This is a genomic window from [Actinomadura] parvosata subsp. kistnae, assembly GCF_900323885.1.
Classification (GTDB): Bacteria; Actinomycetota; Actinomycetes; order Streptosporangiales; family Streptosporangiaceae; genus Nonomuraea; species Nonomuraea composti.
Map to the genome: position 1 here is coordinate 3,176,064 of NZ_OOHJ01000018.1, position 16,971 is coordinate 3,193,034.

The 16,971-nt window shown below is 69.4% G+C and carries 20 protein-coding genes; 16 read left to right on the forward strand and 4 right to left on the reverse strand.

Translation table 11 applies throughout. The features are described from left to right. Positions 1-25: 25 nt before the first annotated feature. The 4 genes from KIS93_RS34900 to ccsA are packed head-to-tail and all read left to right on the forward strand — an operon-like array spanning position 26 to position 3,839. Positions 26-595, forward strand: coding sequence for a TlpA family protein disulfide reductase (locus KIS93_RS34900; RefSeq protein WP_080043658.1), 570 nt, complete (start codon positions 26-28; stop codon positions 593-595). Beyond that, entirely contained in the window at positions 588-1,310 is a 723-nt protein-coding gene (locus KIS93_RS34905) for a cytochrome c biogenesis CcdA family protein (RefSeq protein WP_080043657.1), read from the forward strand. Before KIS93_RS34900 ends, KIS93_RS34905 begins: the two co-directional genes overlap by 8 nt. Beyond that, positions 1,310-2,869, forward strand: a complete 1,560-nt coding sequence (resB, locus tag KIS93_RS34910; RefSeq protein WP_080043656.1) for a cytochrome c biogenesis protein ResB — start codon at positions 1,310-1,312, stop codon at positions 2,867-2,869. The genes KIS93_RS34905 and resB overlap by 1 nt, the downstream gene beginning before the upstream one ends. Next, positions 2,859-3,839: a cytochrome c biogenesis protein CcsA gene (ccsA, locus tag KIS93_RS34915; protein WP_080043655.1), complete on the forward strand. Its 981-nt coding sequence runs from the start codon at positions 2,859-2,861 to the stop codon at positions 3,837-3,839. Before resB ends, ccsA begins: the two co-directional genes overlap by 11 nt. A 7-nt stretch (positions 3,840-3,846) precedes the next feature. Here the strand turns inward: ccsA and KIS93_RS34920 are convergent, their stop codons facing one another. Then, positions 3,847-4,140 (reverse strand): PLD nuclease N-terminal domain-containing protein, encoded by a 294-nt coding sequence (locus KIS93_RS34920; RefSeq protein WP_080043654.1) that lies wholly within the window; start codon positions 4,138-4,140, stop codon positions 3,847-3,849. A 139-nt stretch (positions 4,141-4,279) separates the two neighbouring features. Here KIS93_RS34920 and KIS93_RS34925 point away from each other — a divergent pair, with 139 nt between their 5' ends. Both KIS93_RS34925 and KIS93_RS34930 read left to right on the forward strand, forming a co-directional pair. Then, positions 4,280-5,377, forward strand: a complete 1,098-nt coding sequence (locus tag KIS93_RS34925) for a hypothetical protein (RefSeq protein WP_246005396.1) — start codon at positions 4,280-4,282, stop codon at positions 5,375-5,377. 6 nt (positions 5,378-5,383) lie between these two features. Continuing rightward, positions 5,384-5,626, forward strand: a complete 243-nt coding sequence (locus KIS93_RS34930; protein ID WP_080043652.1) for a hypothetical protein — start codon at positions 5,384-5,386, stop codon at positions 5,624-5,626. A gap of 314 nt (positions 5,627-5,940) precedes the next feature. Here KIS93_RS34930 and KIS93_RS34935 read toward each other — a convergent pair whose 3' ends face one another. After that, entirely contained in the window at positions 5,941-6,162 is a 222-nt protein-coding gene (locus KIS93_RS34935) for a BldC family transcriptional regulator (RefSeq protein WP_026214226.1), read from the reverse strand. A gap of 200 nt (positions 6,163-6,362) precedes the next feature. Here KIS93_RS34935 and KIS93_RS34940 point away from each other — a divergent pair, with 200 nt between their 5' ends. Further along, positions 6,363-6,638 carry a DUF4229 domain-containing protein gene (locus KIS93_RS34940; RefSeq protein WP_230465651.1) on the forward strand — a complete coding sequence of 92 codons (276 nt, stop codon included), beginning with the start codon at positions 6,363-6,365 and terminating at the stop codon, positions 6,636-6,638. Here the strand turns inward: KIS93_RS34940 and KIS93_RS34945 are convergent. Then, positions 6,635-7,840: a hypothetical protein gene (locus KIS93_RS34945; protein ID WP_080043651.1), complete on the reverse strand. Its 1,206-nt coding sequence runs from the start codon at positions 7,838-7,840 to the stop codon at positions 6,635-6,637. The genes KIS93_RS34940 and KIS93_RS34945 overlap by 4 nt on opposite strands. Before the next feature lie 107 nt (positions 7,841-7,947). On the opposite strand from KIS93_RS34945, the gene KIS93_RS34950 reads away from it, so the two are divergent. Continuing rightward, on the forward strand, positions 7,948-8,664 hold the full coding sequence (locus KIS93_RS34950; RefSeq protein ID WP_080043650.1) for a demethylmenaquinone methyltransferase: 717 nt from the start codon (positions 7,948-7,950) through the stop codon (positions 8,662-8,664). Here the strand turns inward: KIS93_RS34950 and KIS93_RS34955 are convergent. Continuing rightward, positions 8,651-9,370 carry a hypothetical protein gene (locus KIS93_RS34955; protein WP_080043649.1) on the reverse strand — a complete coding sequence of 240 codons (720 nt, stop codon included), beginning with the start codon at positions 9,368-9,370 and terminating at the stop codon, positions 8,651-8,653. The genes KIS93_RS34950 and KIS93_RS34955 overlap by 14 nt on opposite strands. A 286-nt stretch (positions 9,371-9,656) precedes the next feature. Here KIS93_RS34955 and KIS93_RS34960 point away from each other — a divergent pair, with 286 nt between their 5' ends. From KIS93_RS34960 to nuoF, 8 genes are all read left to right on the forward strand, one after another. Then, positions 9,657-10,529 carry a helix-turn-helix domain-containing protein gene (locus KIS93_RS34960; RefSeq protein WP_186404582.1) on the forward strand — a complete coding sequence of 291 codons (873 nt, stop codon included), beginning with the start codon at positions 9,657-9,659 and terminating at the stop codon, positions 10,527-10,529. A 210-nt stretch (positions 10,530-10,739) separates the two neighbouring features. Further along, positions 10,740-11,993, forward strand: a complete 1,254-nt coding sequence (locus KIS93_RS34965) for a geranylgeranyl reductase family protein (protein WP_080043647.1) — start codon at positions 10,740-10,742, stop codon at positions 11,991-11,993. A 64-nt stretch (positions 11,994-12,057) separates the two neighbouring features. Then, positions 12,058-12,453, forward strand: coding sequence for an NADH-quinone oxidoreductase subunit A (locus tag KIS93_RS34970; RefSeq protein WP_080043646.1), 396 nt, complete (start codon positions 12,058-12,060; stop codon positions 12,451-12,453). 2 nt (positions 12,454-12,455) lie between these two features. Further along, on the forward strand, positions 12,456-13,007 hold the full coding sequence (locus tag KIS93_RS34975; RefSeq protein ID WP_080043645.1) for a NuoB/complex I 20 kDa subunit family protein: 552 nt from the start codon (positions 12,456-12,458) through the stop codon (positions 13,005-13,007). Then, positions 13,004-13,699 (forward strand): NADH-quinone oxidoreductase subunit C, encoded by a 696-nt coding sequence (locus KIS93_RS34980; protein ID WP_080043644.1) that lies wholly within the window; start codon positions 13,004-13,006, stop codon positions 13,697-13,699. Before KIS93_RS34975 ends, KIS93_RS34980 begins: the two co-directional genes overlap by 4 nt. Then, positions 13,696-15,021 carry an NADH-quinone oxidoreductase subunit D gene (locus tag KIS93_RS34985; RefSeq protein ID WP_080043643.1) on the forward strand — a complete coding sequence of 442 codons (1,326 nt, stop codon included), beginning with the start codon at positions 13,696-13,698 and terminating at the stop codon, positions 15,019-15,021. The genes KIS93_RS34980 and KIS93_RS34985 overlap by 4 nt, the downstream gene beginning before the upstream one ends. Then, positions 15,018-15,674: an NADH-quinone oxidoreductase subunit NuoE gene (gene nuoE / locus KIS93_RS34990; RefSeq protein ID WP_080043642.1), complete on the forward strand. Its 657-nt coding sequence runs from the start codon at positions 15,018-15,020 to the stop codon at positions 15,672-15,674. Before KIS93_RS34985 ends, nuoE begins: the two co-directional genes overlap by 4 nt. Continuing rightward, positions 15,671-16,960, forward strand: coding sequence for an NADH-quinone oxidoreductase subunit NuoF (gene nuoF, locus KIS93_RS34995; protein ID WP_080047333.1), 1,290 nt, complete (start codon positions 15,671-15,673; stop codon positions 16,958-16,960). Before nuoE ends, nuoF begins: the two co-directional genes overlap by 4 nt. Positions 16,961-16,971 lie beyond the last annotated feature (11 nt).

Genomic DNA, 16,971 nt, shown 5'->3' on the forward strand with positions numbered 1-16,971 from the left:
TTGTAGTACAAGGAGATCTTCCTCCGTGCGCGCCAAGTCCCTCTCCCTCATCCTCCCCCTGGCGGTCCTGGTCGCGGGATGCGCCGGCAACCAGGGCGGCCAGCCGCAGGCGGGCGACACCCGGTTCATCGCCGGCGACGGGAAGATGCAGGTCTTCGAGGCCGCCGAGCGCGAGCCCGCGCCCGCGGTCGAAGGGCCCACCCTCGACGGCGGCACCGCCTCCCTGGCCGCGCACAAGGGCAAGGTCGTCGTCCTCAACTTCTGGGCCTCCTGGTGCGGCCCCTGCCGGGCTGAGGCGCCCGTGCTCAAAGAGGTCGCGGCCAAGACGAAGGACACCGGCGTGCAGTTCCTCGGCGTCGACTTCAAAGACCGCCAGGCCGACGCCAAGGCGTTCGAGCGCACCGAGCAGACCGGCTACCCGCACATCTTCGACCAGCCGGGCAAGGTCGCGCTGGCCTTCCAGGGCACCGTGCCGCCCGCCGCCATCCCGTCCACGCTGATCATCGACAAGCAGGGCAGGATCGCGGCCAGGGCGCTCGGCGCCGTCAAGTACACCGACCTGCTCGACACCGTGACCAAGGTGCGCGATGAGTGACGTCGTCGCCTCGGGCTCGCTGCTGCTGGCCGTGCCGATCGCGGTGCTGGCCGGGGTGGTGTCGTTCCTGTCGCCGTGCGTGCTGCCGCTCGTGCCGGGTTACCTGTCGTACGTCACCGGCATGAGCGCCGACCCCAAGCGGGGGCGGCTGGTGCTCGGGGCGTCGTTGTTCGTGGCCGGGTTCGCGCTGGTCTTCGTGCTCAGCGGGGCGCTGTTCGGCGGTCTCGGCTCCGTCCTGCTGGGCAACGCCGACGTCATCACGCGCGTGCTCGGCGTCCTCACCATCGTGCTCGGGCTCGCCTTCCTGGGCGTGCTGCCCGGGCTCATGCGCGACGTGCGCATCCACCGCCTGCCGGCCGCCGGGCTGGCCGGCGCGCCGCTGCTCGGCGTGGTGTTCGGGCTGGGCTGGACGCCGTGCATCGGCCCCACGCTGGCCGTGGTGCTGACGCTCGGCCTCAACGAGGGCAGCGCGGGCAGGGGAGCGATCCTGGCCGTCGCCTACGCCCTGGGCCTCGGCCTGCCCTTCGTGGCCGCCGCGCTGGCCTACAGCAGGGCGCTGCGCACGTTCCGTGCCATCCGCAAGCACTCGCGCCTGATCACCAGGATCGGCGGCGGCATGATGGTGGCCGTCGGCGTCCTGCTGGTGAGCGGGCTCTGGGGAGAGATGATCGCCGCCATGCAAGGGCTGATCGGCGCGTTCGAGCCGGTGATCTGATGAGCGTCCAGGAGCTGGAGAAGGAGCAGGCGCCCAAGCAGGGCGGGTTCGGCCCGCTGGCGTGGCTGCGGTGGGCGTGGCGCACGCTCACCTCGATGAAGACCGCGCTCATCCTGCTGTTCCTGCTCGCGCTGGGCTCGGTGCCCGGCTCGCTGGTGCCGCAGCGCGGCGTCGAGCCCGACAAGGTCGCCAAGCTCTACGAGCAGAGCCCTGCGCTGGCCGAGTGGTACGACCGCTTCCAGCTCTTCGAGGTGTTCACCTCCACCTGGTTCGCGGCCGTCTACCTGCTGCTGTTCACCTCGCTCATCGGCTGCATCATCCCGCGCACCGCCACCTACCTGCGCGAGCTGCGCCGCAAGCCGCCCGCCGCGCCCAAGCACCTGTCGCGCCTGCCCCACTCCGCCTCCTTCGAGTCCGGGCTCACCGTCGAGGAGGCCGCGCGCCGGCTGCGCAAGCTGCGCTTCCGCGTGGTCACCGGCGACGGCTGGGTGTCGGCGGAGAAGGGGTACCTGCGCGAGACCGGCAACCTGTTCTTCCACGTCGCCCTGCTCGGCATCCTGCTCGCCATCGGCGCCGGCTCCCTCTACGGCTACCGCGGCAACGTCCTGGTCGTCGAGGGCGACGGCTTCGCCAACACCGTGGCCGCCTACGACCGGTTCATGCCCGGCAACCAGGTCTCCGCCGAGTCGCTGCAGCCGTTCTCCTTCACGCTGTCGAAGTTCAAGGTGGCCTACCAGGTCGCCGGCGACAAGCGCGGGCAGGCGCTCGACTACTCCGCGCACCTCAAGGTCAACGACACGCCCTCCGCGCCCACGCGCGACTTCGAGCTCAAGGTCAACGAGCCGCTGGAAGTCGACGGCACGCAGATGTACCTCATCGGCAACGGCTACGCGCCCGTCTTCAAGGTCACCGACGGCAAGGGGCAGGTGGCCTTCGAGGGGCCCGTGCCCTGCCTCATCGAGCAGAAGACCACCATGACCTCCGGCTGCGTGGTCAAGGTGCCCGACGCGCAGCCGTCGCAGCTCGGGTTCCTGCTGCGGTTCCTGCCGACCAGCGTGCCGCTGACCAACGGCGACTACGCCTCCGCCTTCCCCGGCGAGCTCAACCCCGAGGTCAAGCTCCTCGGGGCGTTCTCCGGCGACCTCGGCGTGCGCTCCGGCAAGCCGCAGTCGGTCTACGAGCTGGCCGAGCCCGAGGTGCTGAAGAAGCTCAAGCCGCTCGTCATGGGGTCCGCCGCGCCCAAGCCGCTGGCCGTGGGGCAGTCACTGGAGCTGCCCGACGGGCTGGGCAAGCTCGAGTTCACCGGCGTCAAACAGTGGATCACGCTCCAGACGTCCTACGACCCCGGGCGTTTCCCCGCCCTGGTGGCGGCCGCCACGGCCGTCATCGCCATCGCGCTGTCGCTCATGATCCGCCGCCGGCGGGTCTTCGTCCGCACCTCCGGGGGCAGGGTCGACGTGGGCGGCCTGACCCGCACCGAGGGCTCCGCGGCGGGCTTCGCCGAAGAGTTCTCCGACATCGTCAAGGCCCTATCAGCAGGAGAGAAGGATGTCCGCTGAGCAACTCGCCGAGCTGAGCGATCTTTTCGTCGTCGCAGCCGTCCTGCTCTATGTCGTCGCCATGGTGGGCTTCGCGATCGAGCTCGCCTTCGGGCGCGCCCGCCCCGGCAAGGCCGGCGCCGCCGAACGGGCGGAGGTCAAGCAGCCCGTCACGGTCGGGGCCGCCTCCTCCGGTGAGGACGCCGGCACCGTCTCTGAGGCGCCTGTCGCGGCCTCGGCCGACGCTCCGGTGCCCGCGCCGCCGGGAGGCGCCGTCAAGGCCGGTACGGTGGCGCTCGTGCTCGCCTGGCTCGGCTGGGCGGCCAACCTCGGCGCCATCGTCACTCGCGGCCTCGCCGTGGACCGGTGGCCCTGGGGCAACATGTACGAGTTCGTGGTCGCGATCTGCTTCGCCGCCGTGACCGCGTTCCTCGGCACCCAGCTGCGCCACAACGTGCGCTTCCTGGGCGGGTTCGTCATGGTGACGGCCGCGCTCGGGCTCGGGCTGGCCGTCAAGGTCTTCTACACCACCGCCGGGCCCGTGGTGCCGGCGCTGAACTCGTACTGGATCGCCATCCACGTCACGGCGGCGATCATCTCCAGCGGTCTGCTGACGCTGGCCGGCGTGTCGGGTGTGCTCTACCTGGTGCGCGGCGACGGGATGTCGCGGCTGCCGTCGCGGGCGGACCTGGAGAAAGTGGCGCACCGGGCCATCGTGTTCGCCTTCCCGCTGTGGACGTTCGCGGTGATCGCGGGCGCGCTGTGGGCGGACCGGGCGTGGGGCCGCTACTGGGGCTGGGACCCCAAGGAGGTGTGGTCGTTCATCACGTGGGTGGCCTACGCGGCCTACCTGCACGCGAAGGTGACGGCGGGCTGGCGGGGGAAGGCCGCGACCATCGTGCAGCTCGTGGCGTTCGGCTGCCTCCTGTTCAACCTGATCGGCGTCAACATCTTCATCAGCGGCCTGCACAGCTACGCCGACGTGCCGTAAGGGGCGGTCAGGAGACGTCGTCGCCGCGCATCCGCCGGTCGAGATCACGCAGGAAGTCGGGGTCGTCGTCCGGGCCCTTCGGCACGCCCGGGCCCGGAGGCACCGGCCAGGCCGCCCTGGGCGCGCGCGGACGGCCGCGCGCCATCCACACCAGGCCGCCGAGCAGCGGGATGAGCACCACGATGAGGATCCAGAGAGGTTTCGGTACGTTCCGCACCTCGTCTTCGGGGGTGGTCACCACGTCGAACAGTGAGAAGAGCCAGAAGGCCAGCAGCGCCAGGCCGATCAGAACACCTGCCATGTCCCGAACTGTAAGCCATGTTTCGGCGTGATCGTGCTGCCTGATGTCCCCTTTCGGGTGACTAGCGGAAGATCGGCGTCGTACGGTGGAAGCCGATGCGTCGGTGTCCAAGGGGCTCCACGTGGCGTTGAGGGGTGCGATGGCCTTTTCTTCCGACAGGGGACCCAACGACCGAGGACGGCACCGGCGCGGCCGGTGGTGGCGGCGCGGCTCGTACCTCTTCTCCCGTCGCGGCGAGGCGCGGCCCGACGCCGACCGCTCGTTCTGGTCCGACGCCCAGGAGAGGCGCCAGGAGGGCGGCGGGGAGCCGCACCGGACGGGGCGGCCCGGTGAGAACGGGACGGCGACCGGCCCTCAGGACAGGGTGTTATGGCCCGGTGGTGACGGCCCCGAACGCACGATGTGGCCCCTGACCGGCGCGCCCGGCCGCTCCGCCGACGCGGGGCGCGGCGCTTACCAGGGGCGCGAGCGTGGTGAGCCTGGGGCGGGCTGGGACGCGTTCTCGGTGCGGGAGCGCGGCGAGCGGCTGCCGGCCGCCGTCGTGGTGGATCGCCCCCGCTACACCTGGGACGACTTCGAGCTCGTGGACGAGCCGCTCAGGGCTCGCCCGCACCGCCCCGACGCGCCCTCGCTGGGCGACGGGCTGCGGCACTGCGGCCGGCTGGAGTCGATCCTGCACCGGCAGTGGGACGCCCGGCAGGGCCCGCCGCCGGCGGACGTCGTCAGGGCGGTGGAGAGCCTGGCCAGGCTCCCCGAGCGGCTGAAGGAGCTGCTCGCCTCCGGCCTGGAGGGCATCTACGTGGGGCCGGGCGGCGTGCCCGACCTCGACGACATGGGATACCTGCGCGGCGCCCCGCTCCCGTCCAGCCGGGCGACGTGGGACATCTGCGCGGGCGCGTACGGCGACCGCAAGATCGTCGTGGGCGACCGCCCCTCGCCCACACCCGACGTGATGATGCACGAGGTCGGCCACGCCATCGACGACATCGACGCGGCTTATGGCGATTGGGTGTCGGACTCGCCGGAGTTCGTGCGCCTCTACGAGTCGGCCGCGCCGCTGCTGGCCTCGACGTTCCACCGGCAGGGGGCGGGCTGGGCCGCAAGGAGTTCTTCGCCGACGCCTTCGCCGCGATCGCCGCGCGCCAGCGCCCGGCCCTGGTGGACATGCTCGGCGGCGACACGCGGATGGCGCTCGACATCATGCTGTTCTTCAACCGGCGCTACGGAATCTAGGTGATCGGCCATGTACGTCATCCGGCTCGCGGACGGGACGTTGCGCGTACCGCAGAGCCTGACCAGCCAGGACGGCCGTCTGATCGGCAACGCCTACGTGGAGGTCCAGCCCGGTGACCCCGACTACGAGCGGTGGCTGGCCGAGTCGCTGACCGAGGAGGAGGCGCGGTTGCGGCGGCGGCGCTGGGAAGAGGAGAACGACGAGCTGGAGCGGGAGTTCCTGGCCTTCAAGGCGCGGCAGGAAGACGCCTGACCGGGCAGCGGAGGGGGACACGCGGCCTGAGCCAGGCGGTCGGGCGCGCGAGCCTGGGCCTGGCGGACGGGCGCGCGAGCCGGGAGCCTGCGGGGAGACGCGCGGGCCGGGGCCGGCGAGGGGATGTGCGGGCCGGGGCCGGGCGAACGGACAGGCGCCAGCCACGGTCGGCGGTTGGCGCCGCCCCGTGCCGTTCCCGTACGGAAGTGTGGCCGGGAGGGCACGCGTTGCAGTGGTTCCGCCAGCGGTGATCCTGGCGGGAGGGACCGCTGTTCAGGCGGCCCGCCGTGCAGGATCACCGACTAGACGGAACGTCAGACGCGCGGGGACTCACCTGCCGGCCTGTCGGCCGTGAGAACGTCCTCGCCTCGGAGAAGGGCGTGGACTTCCGACTCGCGGAAGCGCCGGTGCCCTCCGGGGGTGCGGATACTGCTGATGCGGCCTGCCGCAGCCCAGCGCGTAACCGTCTTTGGGTCTACCCGGAAGAGGGCGGCAACCTCTCCTGGGGTCAGCAGACGCTCGCTGCTACTCTCCACCAATCTCTCCCCCTCGCATCCCGCTTCCTGCCAGCGGGCGGACAGGTAACCAGTGTGTCGAGCGAAGCCTGATTTATCCGTGGTTTTCTACAAAGATCACGGGTTGTTATCAGCTGACTGCCCGATTGTTATATGATAGAGCCTCTTTGGGGCTCTCGTGGGTGTTTCTTTACGAAACTCCCTAACTGGGAACACTAGCAGTGCTCGCGACCGATGCGAAGAGCGACCGCTACGCAGGTCCGAGTAACCTCGAACCTGTGCGTCCCGTTCTCGTTTACACCGCGTCGCGGATCGGCTTGTTTCTCGTGACCCTGGGTGTCCTCTACCTGCTCGGACTCCAAAACCCGCTGATCCTCATCGCCGCTTCTTTCTTGATCAGCGGCATAGCCAGCTACGTGTTGCTGTCCAAGCAGCGCGACGCCGTGAGTGCGCGTCTCAGCGACAGGATCGACCGGCCGAAGCCGCAGAACGACTAGGGCAGGGGGAACATGCCAATCCGGGCATGGTACTCCCGTCCGAGTCTCGTTGTGTCGCTACCGACAAGTAGTCCACTGGCGTGCGCGTAAAACGCCTTCACCCCGATGCCGCGCTCCCGTGTGGGATTCCAACTGAGAGCCTTTCCAGTGCTCGGATGAATGGCGCCGATCCCCGGCCGCGACACCGCGCCCGGGCCCGCCGAGTCACGCCCCTGCGGATTGTCCAGCCAGCGCTGGTGGCCGCCCACGTACACCGCCGCCCCGGTGACCGCGACGGAGTAGAGCGAGTCGCCGCCGGTGCTGTTCACCCAGGTCGGACGGATGGCGGAGCCCCTGGCGTAGGTCTCGAAGCGGGCCGCCGTGTCGCACATGCCGCCCTTGGCGCCGCCCGTCGTGACCACCACGAAGGAGCGCCCGTCGGGGGCGAAGTCGAGGCCGCGGACGTAGGAGGGGAAGGCGCTGCTGCACTTGCGCGCGTACGCCTCGGTGCGCCACGGCGCCACCCTGGCGGCCGGGCCGCCGACGTCGATCAGCCCGAGCTGCGGCCTCGACTGCCCGTCGAGCGTGGTGAACGAGCCGTCCACGGCGAGCCGGCGCCCCGAGACGGCCAGCGCGTAGACCTTCACCCGCGACGTCAGCGGCGCGTCCGGCTCGATGGCGAAGCCGGGGTCGGCCGCGCCCGTGGTGGCGTCCAGCCTGGCCAGCGCCGTGCGCGGGCTGCTGAAGTCGCCGCCCACGTACAGGTGCGGGCCCTGCCTGGCCAGCGTCGTCACCATGCCGCCGCCGATGCGCGGCTGGAAGCTCTGCACCAGGGAGCCGTCGGCCACGCTGAGCCTGGCCAGGGCGCGGGCCCGGCGGTTGTCGACGCCGTGGAACTCGCCGCCGACGTAGACGGTGCCGCCGTCGCCGGCCGCCAGGCCGTACACGGGGCCCGCCATGCTCGGCGCGAAGCCGGGCAGAATGCGCCCGGTCACCAGGTCGTAGGCGAACAGGTTGTCGCGGGCGAGCACCGTCGTGCGGGACGCGTCGCTCACTTCGCTGAACGAGCCGCCGACGACGACGGTGCGGCCGACGACGGTGATGGCGTTGACGATGCCGTCGAGCACGTGGGGGGTGCTGTCGATCGGGTCGGCCGACACGACGCGCGCCTGCGCGACGGGGGAAGAGGCGAGGATGGCCGCAAGAGCGGCACGGGCAAGCATTCGCCAATATCTAGCAGACGTTGGGTAGTCCTGCGGCTACTTTCCGTTGATTGTCCTGGATGGGCATGACCGCGTACCGGCGGGCGGCCCCCAATAAGGTGTGAGGCATGACGCGCGCTCAGTTGGACAAACAGCCGGACGAGGTCGCCGCGATGTTCGATCGCACCGCCCGGCGCTACGACCTGGTCAATGACGTGATCTCGCTCGGGCAGGTGCGGCTCTGGCGCAAGGCGGTGGCCGCCGCCGTCGACGCCGGGCCGGGGGAGCTCGTGCTCGATCTGGGTGCCGGCACCGGCACGTCCACCGACGCGTTCACCACGCTGGGCGCGCGGGCGATCGCCTCCGACTTCTCCTTCGGCATGCTGAGCACGGGGGTGCGGCGGCACGGCGGCAACGCGCTGTCGGGGCCGGGCGTGCCGTTCATCGCGGGCGACGCGATGCGGCTGCCGTTCGCCGACGACGTGTTCGACGCGGTGACGATCTCGGTCGCGCTGCGCAACGTGCACGACACCGGGCAGGCGCTGCGCGAGATGCTGCGGGTGACGAAGCCGGGCGGCCGGCTGGTGATCCTGGAGTTCTCGCACGTGACGTTCGGCGCGTTCGACCTCGTCTACCGCGAATACCTGATGCGGCTGCTGCCCAAGGTGGCCAAGGTGTTCGGGTCCAACGACGACTCCTACGAGTACCTGGCGGAGTCGATCAGAGACTGGCCCGACCAGCCGACGCTGGCCCGGACCATCCAGGACGCCGGCTGGCAACGGGTGGCATGGCGCAACCTCACGATGGGGATCGTCGCCATGCACAGGGGGTTCAAGCCCGCCTGAGCTCGATGGTCAGCAGGTGGGCCCAGCGGGGATGGCGGTGGAGCGTGACCTCCTTGACGAAGCAGGCGACCCTGATCTCCGGGATGTAGTCCTCGAACAGCTCAGGGCTCATGCCCGACCTGCACCAGATCAGCATCGCGGTCCCGCCGGGGATCGACTGCGTGTGGACGATCAGGGGCAGGCGCCCCTCGGGGGTGCGCATCGACGTACGCAGGCACAACCCCTGGAAGCGGTGGCGGGTGACGAGCCGCCCCGCGGCCCGGCGTACGGCCGGGATCGCGCCGCCGGCGAGCACCGCCCCCGCGAGCAGCAGTGCCGCCACCGGCCCTTGCCAGGCGATCAGCGAGATCACGCCGGCGAACGTGATCTCGCTGCGCCACCGCCACAGCAGCCCCGCGGTGGCGATGGGCCCGTGGGCTCTGGCGATCTTCGGGTGTTTCCTGGGGAACCCGTCCCCTGGGCTGAACTTGCGCGGGGGTGGCTCGCTGATCGGCTCGTCCTGGGGCGGCGACTCCAGGATCTCCTTCTTGCGCTGCTCGAACCGGGGGTCGCGGTATCTCCGCCCGCCCCAGGCCGACCTGTCGATCTCCCAGCCGTGCTCCCTCGCGAAGTCGTTGGACCGGCGCCAGAGCCACCTGTTGGCGGCGATGGTTAATCGCTGCCATCCGCCCTTGCGATCTCCGGCGCCCCGTGTAGCGTCGTTCATGCCGCGGCTCCCAATTTCCGCTCTTCGGACAGAGTCGGGGTGCTGCGCGGTCACGGGCGGATGGGCTCCCACCATCCGCCCGCTCGCGTCTGGCGAAAACCTCATTTCCATCTGGCCCGCTTTCCTGCCTGCGGGCTACCCTGAGGGTGTGCCATCGGGCGGCCCCGTGCAATTCCCGCGGGGATGAGTCAGGGGATTCCTGGCGGAACGTGACTCATTCTTCCCGGCGACGATTGCGCGCGGATGGGGCGGGCATATTTCGAAGAATGTCCCGAGAGGAGCCCGGGTGATCGGGGAGATCAATCCGACACTCCGCCGCCGGAAACTCGCCTCTGAGCTGCGGCGGCTCCGTGAAGAAGCGGGGCTCAACGGGGTTCAGGTGTCGCAGGCGCTGCGCTGGTCCACCTCGAAGCTCTCCCGGCTGGAGACGGGGCAGGTCGCGCCCGCCGCGAAGGACGTCGCCCGGCTGCTCAAGCACTACGACGCCCTGGGCGAGGAGGGCGACCTGCTGCTGGAGCTGGCCGGCAACCACGTCAGCAAGGGCTGGTGGGAGTCCTACTCCGACGTGCTGCACGAGATCGCTCTGGAGTACGTCGGCCTGGAGGACGGCGCCAGCGTCATCAGCGCGTGGCACAACAACGTGCTGCCCGGCCTGCTGCAGACCCGCGCCTACGCCACCGAGCTGGCCCGGCTCTACCGCGCGGTGGAGGTGGCCACGCCGAGCCAGATCGAGCGCCGGATCCGCGTGCGCATGCGACGCCAGCAGTTGCTCACCAACGGCCGGGTGACCTACACGGCGGTGGTGGAGGAGGCGGCCCTGCGCCGCAGGTTCGGCGAGGCCGACGAGGCGATGATGCGCGAGCAGTTACGCCACTTGCTGCGCCTTTCCCTTCTGCCGAACATCACGATTCATGTCATGCTGCTGGAGCAGCCGCACCCCATCGACTTGTCGAGCTTCGTGCACCTGCGATTTCCCTCGATGCCATTGCTCGGCCCGATTTCCAGCGATGTGGTCTACACGGAGGACTATCCGGGGCTGGAGCTGATCGAGTCGGAGGAGCGGGTCTACCGTTATTCGCTGCTCTTCGACGTGCTGCGGCAGGCCGCGCTCGGCGAGGAAGCATCTCGAGACTGCATCGCCTCACTGGCCGGGCTCTGATCGCCCGGGGGGCTGCTGCTAGCGTGACGATCATGACTGCGCGGCCTCAGGCGACACGCCGTCCTCATGGGTCACAGAACCGCACCCCGACTGCCACTATGTACAGGAAAAGCAGTAGACTGCGGGCCGGTAAGTTTGTGAAGGGGTTCACAAAGGAACGAAGGCGCGACACCCCACGGCCTTCGAGCGTGTAGGGACAGGACTAGTCCAGTGACCGTGCCAACAGCCATACAGGCTGACGCCGATGTCATCGTCGTCGGCGCCGGTCCCGCCGGTTCCGCCACTGCTTTTTACCTCGCTCAGGCCGGCCTCGACGTGCTGCTCCTGGAGAAGACCAGGTTCCCCCGCGAGAAGGTCTGCGGCGACGGGCTGACGCCCCGCGCGGTCAAGCAGTTGCAGAACATGGGCGTCGACATCGACGCTCCCGGCTGGATCAGGAACAAGGGCCTGCGCGTCGTCGGTGGCGGCCTGCGCTTCGAGCTCGACTGGCCGCGGTTGGAGCGCTTCCCCGACTTCGGGCTCGTCCGCACCCGCCAGGACTTCGACCAGATCGTCGCCGCCAACGCGGTCAAGAACGGCGTACGCCTCATGGAGGGCGTCACCGTCACCGGCCCGGTGCTCGACGACCGCAGCGGCCACATCGTGGGCGTGACCACCAAGGACGGCCGCGAGTACCGCAGCCGCGTGGTCGTGGCCGCCGACGGCAACAGCACCCGCCTGGCCCTGAGCATGGGCCTGCACAAGCGCGAGGACCGCCCGATGGGCGTGGCCGTGCGGACGTACTTCGAGAGCCCGCGCCACGACGACGACTACCTCGAGACCTGGCTGGAACTGTGGGACGGCGACACGCTGCTGCCCGGCTACGGCTGGGTGTTCGGCGTCGGCGACGGCACCGCGAACGTGGGGCTGGGCCTGCTCAACACCAGCGCCCAGTTCAAGAACATCGACTACCGCGACCTGCTGCGCCGCTGGTGCCGCTCCATGCCTCAGGACTGGGGTTTCACCGAGGAGAACATGACGGCCCCGATCCGCGGCGCCGCGCTCCCGATGGCCTTCAACCGGCAGCCCCACTACACCCGCGGCCTGCTGCTCGTGGGTGACTCCGGCGGGTCGATCAACCCGTTCAACGGCGAGGGCATCGCCTACGCCATGGAGACCGGCGAGATCGCCGCCGAGGTCATCGCCAAGGCGTTCAGGAACACCACCCCCGCGCAACGCGAGCGGATCCTGCGGACCTATCCTCAAGTGCTGAAGGACGCCTACGGCGGTTATTTCACGCTCGGGAGGTTGTTCGTCGAGGCGATCGGGAAGCCGGGTGTGATGAGCTTCGGCACCAGGCACGGGCTTCCGCACCCGAGGCTGATGCGCTTCGCGCTCAAACTCCTTGGTAATCTCACCGACCGGCGAGGCGATGCGTCAGACATGATCATCAACGCACTCTCAAAGGTCGCGCCATCAGCATGAATCTCGCAATCAACAGATCCGGCTGCGCGCCCGCGCGCGCGGCGACTCCAGAGGAGGCGTAGCGATGGACCTTTACGTGCCCATCCTGGTGCTCGCCGTTCTCGCGGGGGGCTTCGCGATCTTCTCGGTCGCCATCGCTCCCTTCACCGGTCCCAAGCGCTGGAACCGCGCCAAGCTCGACGCCTACGAATGTGGCATCGAGCCCACGCCCCAGCCTGTCGGTGGTGGACGGTTCCCGCTCAAATACATGATCACGGCGATGCTCTTCATCGTCTTCGACATCGAGATCATCTTCCTATACCCGTGGGCCGTCTCGTTCGCTCCGCAGACGGACGACCTCGGCCGCGTGCTCTCCTCGGGCCTTGGCCTGTTCGCGCTCGTCGAGATGCTGCTGTTCATCGTCACCGTGCTCGTCGCCTACGCGTACGTGTGGCGCCGCAAGGGTCTGGACTGGGACTGAAAATGGGACTTGAAGAGAAACTCCCCAGCGGGTTCATCCTCAGCACGGTCGAAGCGGCCGCGGGGTGGGCGCGAAAGAACTCCGTGTGGCCGGCCACGTTCGGCCTCGCGTGTTGCGCCATCGAGCTGATGGCCACCGGTGGCCCCCACTACGACCTGGCGCGCTTCGGTATGGAGCGCGCTTCGGCGTCTCCCCGGCAGGCCGACCTGATGATCGTCGCCGGGCGCGTGTCGCAGAAGATGGCGCCCGTCCTGCGGCAGATCTACGACCAGATGGCCGAGCCGAAGTGGGTCATCTCCATGGGCGTGTGCGCCTCCAGCGGCGGCATGTTCAACAACTACGCCATCGTGCAGGGCGTCGACCACGTCGTCCCCGTCGACATCTACCTGCCGGGCTGCCCGCCGCGGCCCGAGATGCTGATCGACGCGATCGTCAAGCTGCACGACAAGATCCAGAACATGAAGTTCGGCGCGCACCGCGCCAAGCAGATCGAGGAGCTCGAGCTGCAGGCGCTGCGCACGCTGCCGCTGATCGACCAGGGGGCCTCGAAGTGACCTCGCCCGACAACCTGCCCGAGGTCCCCGACCCGCAGGTCCCGGACGTGCCGGCGGCGCAGGAGCCGCCGGTCGCCCGCCGGGGCATGTTCGGTGCCCAGGACAGCGGCGACACCTCCGGTTACGGCGGTCTCGTCGTGCGCCGGCCGCCGCAGATCTCGACGCCCCGCCCGTACGGGGGCTACTTCGACGAGATCGTCGACGCCCTGGCGATGGACGACGCGATCGAGCGGGTGGTCGTCGACCGCGGCGAGCTGACCCTGCACGTCAAGCGCGAGCGCCTGGTCGAGGTCTGCCAGAAGCTGCGCGACGACCCGGCCCTGCGTTTCGAGCTGTCGACGGGCGTGTCCGGGGTGCACTACCCGCACCTGGCGGGCGAGGAGCTGCACGCCGTCTACCACCTGGTGTCGATCACGCACAACCGGCGGGTGCGCCTGGAGGTCAGCGCCCCCGACGCCGACCCGCACATCCCCTCGACGGTCAGCGTTTACCCTGGTCACGACTGGCACGAGCGCGAGACGTACGACTTCTTCGGCATCATCTTCGACGGTCACCCCGCGCTCACCCGGATCATGATGCCGGACGACTGGGACGGTCACCCGCAGCGGAAGGACTACCCGCTGGGCGGCATCCCGGTCGAGTACCGCGGCGCCACCATCCCCTCGCCTGACCACAGAAGGAGCTACTCATGAGCACCGCTTATGACGAGGCGACCGAGGGCAAGGTCTATTCGGTCAACGGCGCTGACTGGGACCAGGTCGTCACCGGCGTGCGCGACTCCGAGGAGGAGCGCCTGGTCGTCAACATGGGCCCGCAGCACCCGTCCACGCACGGCGTGCTCCGGCTGGTGCTGACGCTCGACGGCGAGACGGTGACCGAGGCGCGCGGCGTCATCGGCTACCTGCACACCGGCATCGAGAAGAACATGGAGTACCGGACGTGGACCCAGGGGACCACGTTCGTGACCCGCATGGACTACCTCTCGCCGATCTTCAACGAGACGGCCTACTGCCTCGGCGTGGAGAAGCTGCTCGGCATCACCGACCGCGTGCCCGAGCGGGCGCAGGCCATCCGCGTGATGATGATGGAGCTCAACCGCATCGCCTCGCACTTGGTGGCGATGGGCACGTTCGGCATGGAGCTGGGCGCGACCACGCCGTTCCTGTTCGGGTACCGCGATCGTGAAATGATCATGGACCTGTTCGAGTACATCACCGGCCTGCGCATGAACCACGCCTACATCCGCCCCGGCGGCGTGAGCGTGGACCTGCCGGCCGGCGCGGTGGACAAGGTCGGCGAGTTCCTCAAGGAGATGCCCAAGCGGATCAAGGACATCCGCAAGCTCCTCGACGAGAACCCCGTCTACGTGCGCCGCACCAGGGACGTCGCCTACCTCGACCTGACCGGCTGCATGGCGCTCGGCGTGACCGGGCCCATCCTGCGCGCCGCCGGCCTCCCGTGGGACCTGCGCAAGTCGCAGCCCTACTGCGGTTACGAGACCTACGAGTTCGACGTCGCCACCGAGCGCGGCTGCGACGTGTACTCGCGCTACCTCGTCCGCATGAAGGAGATGGAGGAGTCCCTCAAGATCATCGAGCAGGCGCTGGACCGCATCGCCGGTCCGCTCAAGGGCGACCCCGTGATGATCGAGGACAAGAAGATCGGCTGGCCCGCGCAGCTCGCGCTCGGCCCCGACGGGTTCGGCAACTCGCCCGACCACATCGCGCACATCATGGGCACCTCCATGGAGGCCCTCATCCACCACTTCAAGCTGGTGACCGAGGGCTTCAGGGTGCCGGCCGGGCAGGCGTACGCCAGCATCGAGTCGCCCAAGGGCGAGCTCGGCGCGCACGTGGTCAGCGACGGCGGCACCCGGCCCTACCGCGTGCACTTCCGCGAGCCGTCCTTCTGCAACCTGCAGAGCTTCCCCGCCATGGCGGAGGGCGGCCAGGTCGCCGACGTGATCGCCGCGGTGGCTTCTATCGACCCCGTCATGGGAGGTGTGGACCGGTGACTTACTCACCGGAGATCCGTGAGCGTCTGGAGCGGGACGCCAAGGAGATCATGGGGCGCTACCCCAAGGCGCGCTCGGCCCTGCTGCCGCTGCTCCACCTCGTGCAGTCCGAGGACGGGTACGTCTCCGACGACGGCCAGGAGTTCTGTGCCGAGATGCTCGGCATCAGCAAGGCCGAGGTCACGGGCGTCGCGACCTTCTACACCATGTACAAGCGCAAGCCGGCCGGCGAATACCACGTCGGCGTGTGCATCAACGCGCTGTGCGCGGTCATGGGCGGCGACCAGATCTGGGACGAGCTGACGGAGCACGTCGGCGTCGGCCACGAGGAGACCACCGCCGACGGCAAGGTGTCGCTGGAGCGCCTGGAGTGCAACGCGGCCTGCGACTTCGCGCCGGTCATGATGGTCAACTGGGAGTTCTTCGACAACCAGACGCCCGAGTCGGCCAAGCAGCTCGTCGACGACCTGCGCGCCGGCAAGGAGGTCGCGCCCACCCGCGGGCCCAGCAAGCTGTGCACGTTCAAGCAGGCCTCGCGCGTGCTCTCCGGCCTGCCCGACGACCTCGCGGGCGAGGGCCCGTCGGCCGCCGGCGCGTCGCTGGAGGGCCTGAAGGTCGCCAAGGCCAAGGGATGGAAGGCACCGGAGGCATGAGCACCACTTTGACACCGGTCCTGACCGCGAACTGGGACCAGCCCAACTCCTTCACCCTCGACGCCTACGGCGAGTACGAGGCGGCGAAGAAGGCCCTGGGCATGGACCCCGACGCGGTCATCCAGGCCGTCAAGGACTCCGGCCTGCGCGGCCGCGGCGGCGCCGGCTTCCCCACCGGCATGAAGTGGGGCTTCATCCCGCAGGGCGACGGCAAACCGCACTACCTCGTCGTCAACGCCGACGAGTCGGAGCCGGGCACCTGCAAGGACATCCCGCTCATGATGGCCAACCCGCACGCGCTGGTCGAGGGCATCATCATCACCTCGTACGCGATCCGGGCCAACCACGCCTTCATCTACGTGCGCGGCGAGGTGCTGCACGTCATCCGGCGGCTGCACGCGGCCGTGCGCGAGGCGTACGAGAAGGGCTACCTCGGCACCGACATCTTCGGCTCCGGCTACGACCTGGAGCTCGTCGTGCACAGCGGCGCGGGCGCGTACATCTGCGGCGAGGAGACGGCGCTGCTGGACTCGCTGGAAGGCTTCAGAGGTCAACCGCGGCTCAAGCCCCCGTTCCCGGCCGTGGCGGGCCTGTACGCCTCGCCGACTGTCGTGAACAACGTCGAGTCGATCGCGTCTGTTCCCTCGATCATCGCCAACGGCGCCGAGTGGTTCGCCGGGATGGGCACGGAGAAGTCGAAGGGCTTCGGCATCTTCTCCCTCAGCGGCCACGTCACCAGGCCCGGCCAGTACGAGGCCCCGCTCGGCATCACGCTGCGCGAGCTGCTCGACATGGCGGGCGGCATCCGCGAGGGGCACCAGATCAAGTTCTGGACCCCGGGCGGCTCGTCCACGCCGATCTTCACCGACGAGCACCTCGACGTGCCGCTCGACTTCGAGGCGGTCGGCGCCAAGGGCTCCATGCTCGGCACCCGGGCGCTGCAGATCTTCGACGAGACCACGTGCGTGGTGCGCACGGTGCTGCGCTGGACGGAGTTCTACGCCCACGAGTCCTGCGGCAAGTGCACGCCGTGCCGCGAGGGCACGTACTGGCTCAAGCAGGTGCTCAAGCGCCTGGAGAAGGGGCAGGGCACCGAGGACGACCTGGCCACGATCACCGACATCGCGGACAACATCCTGGGCCGCTCCTTCTGCGCGCTGGGCGACGGCGCGACCAGCCCGATCCACTCCTCGGTGAAGTACTTCCGCGAGGAGTACCTCAAGCACTTCGAGATCGGCGGTTGTCCGTTCGACCCGAAGAAGTCCACTCTCTGGGGTGAGCAGTGACCGTCGTAGAG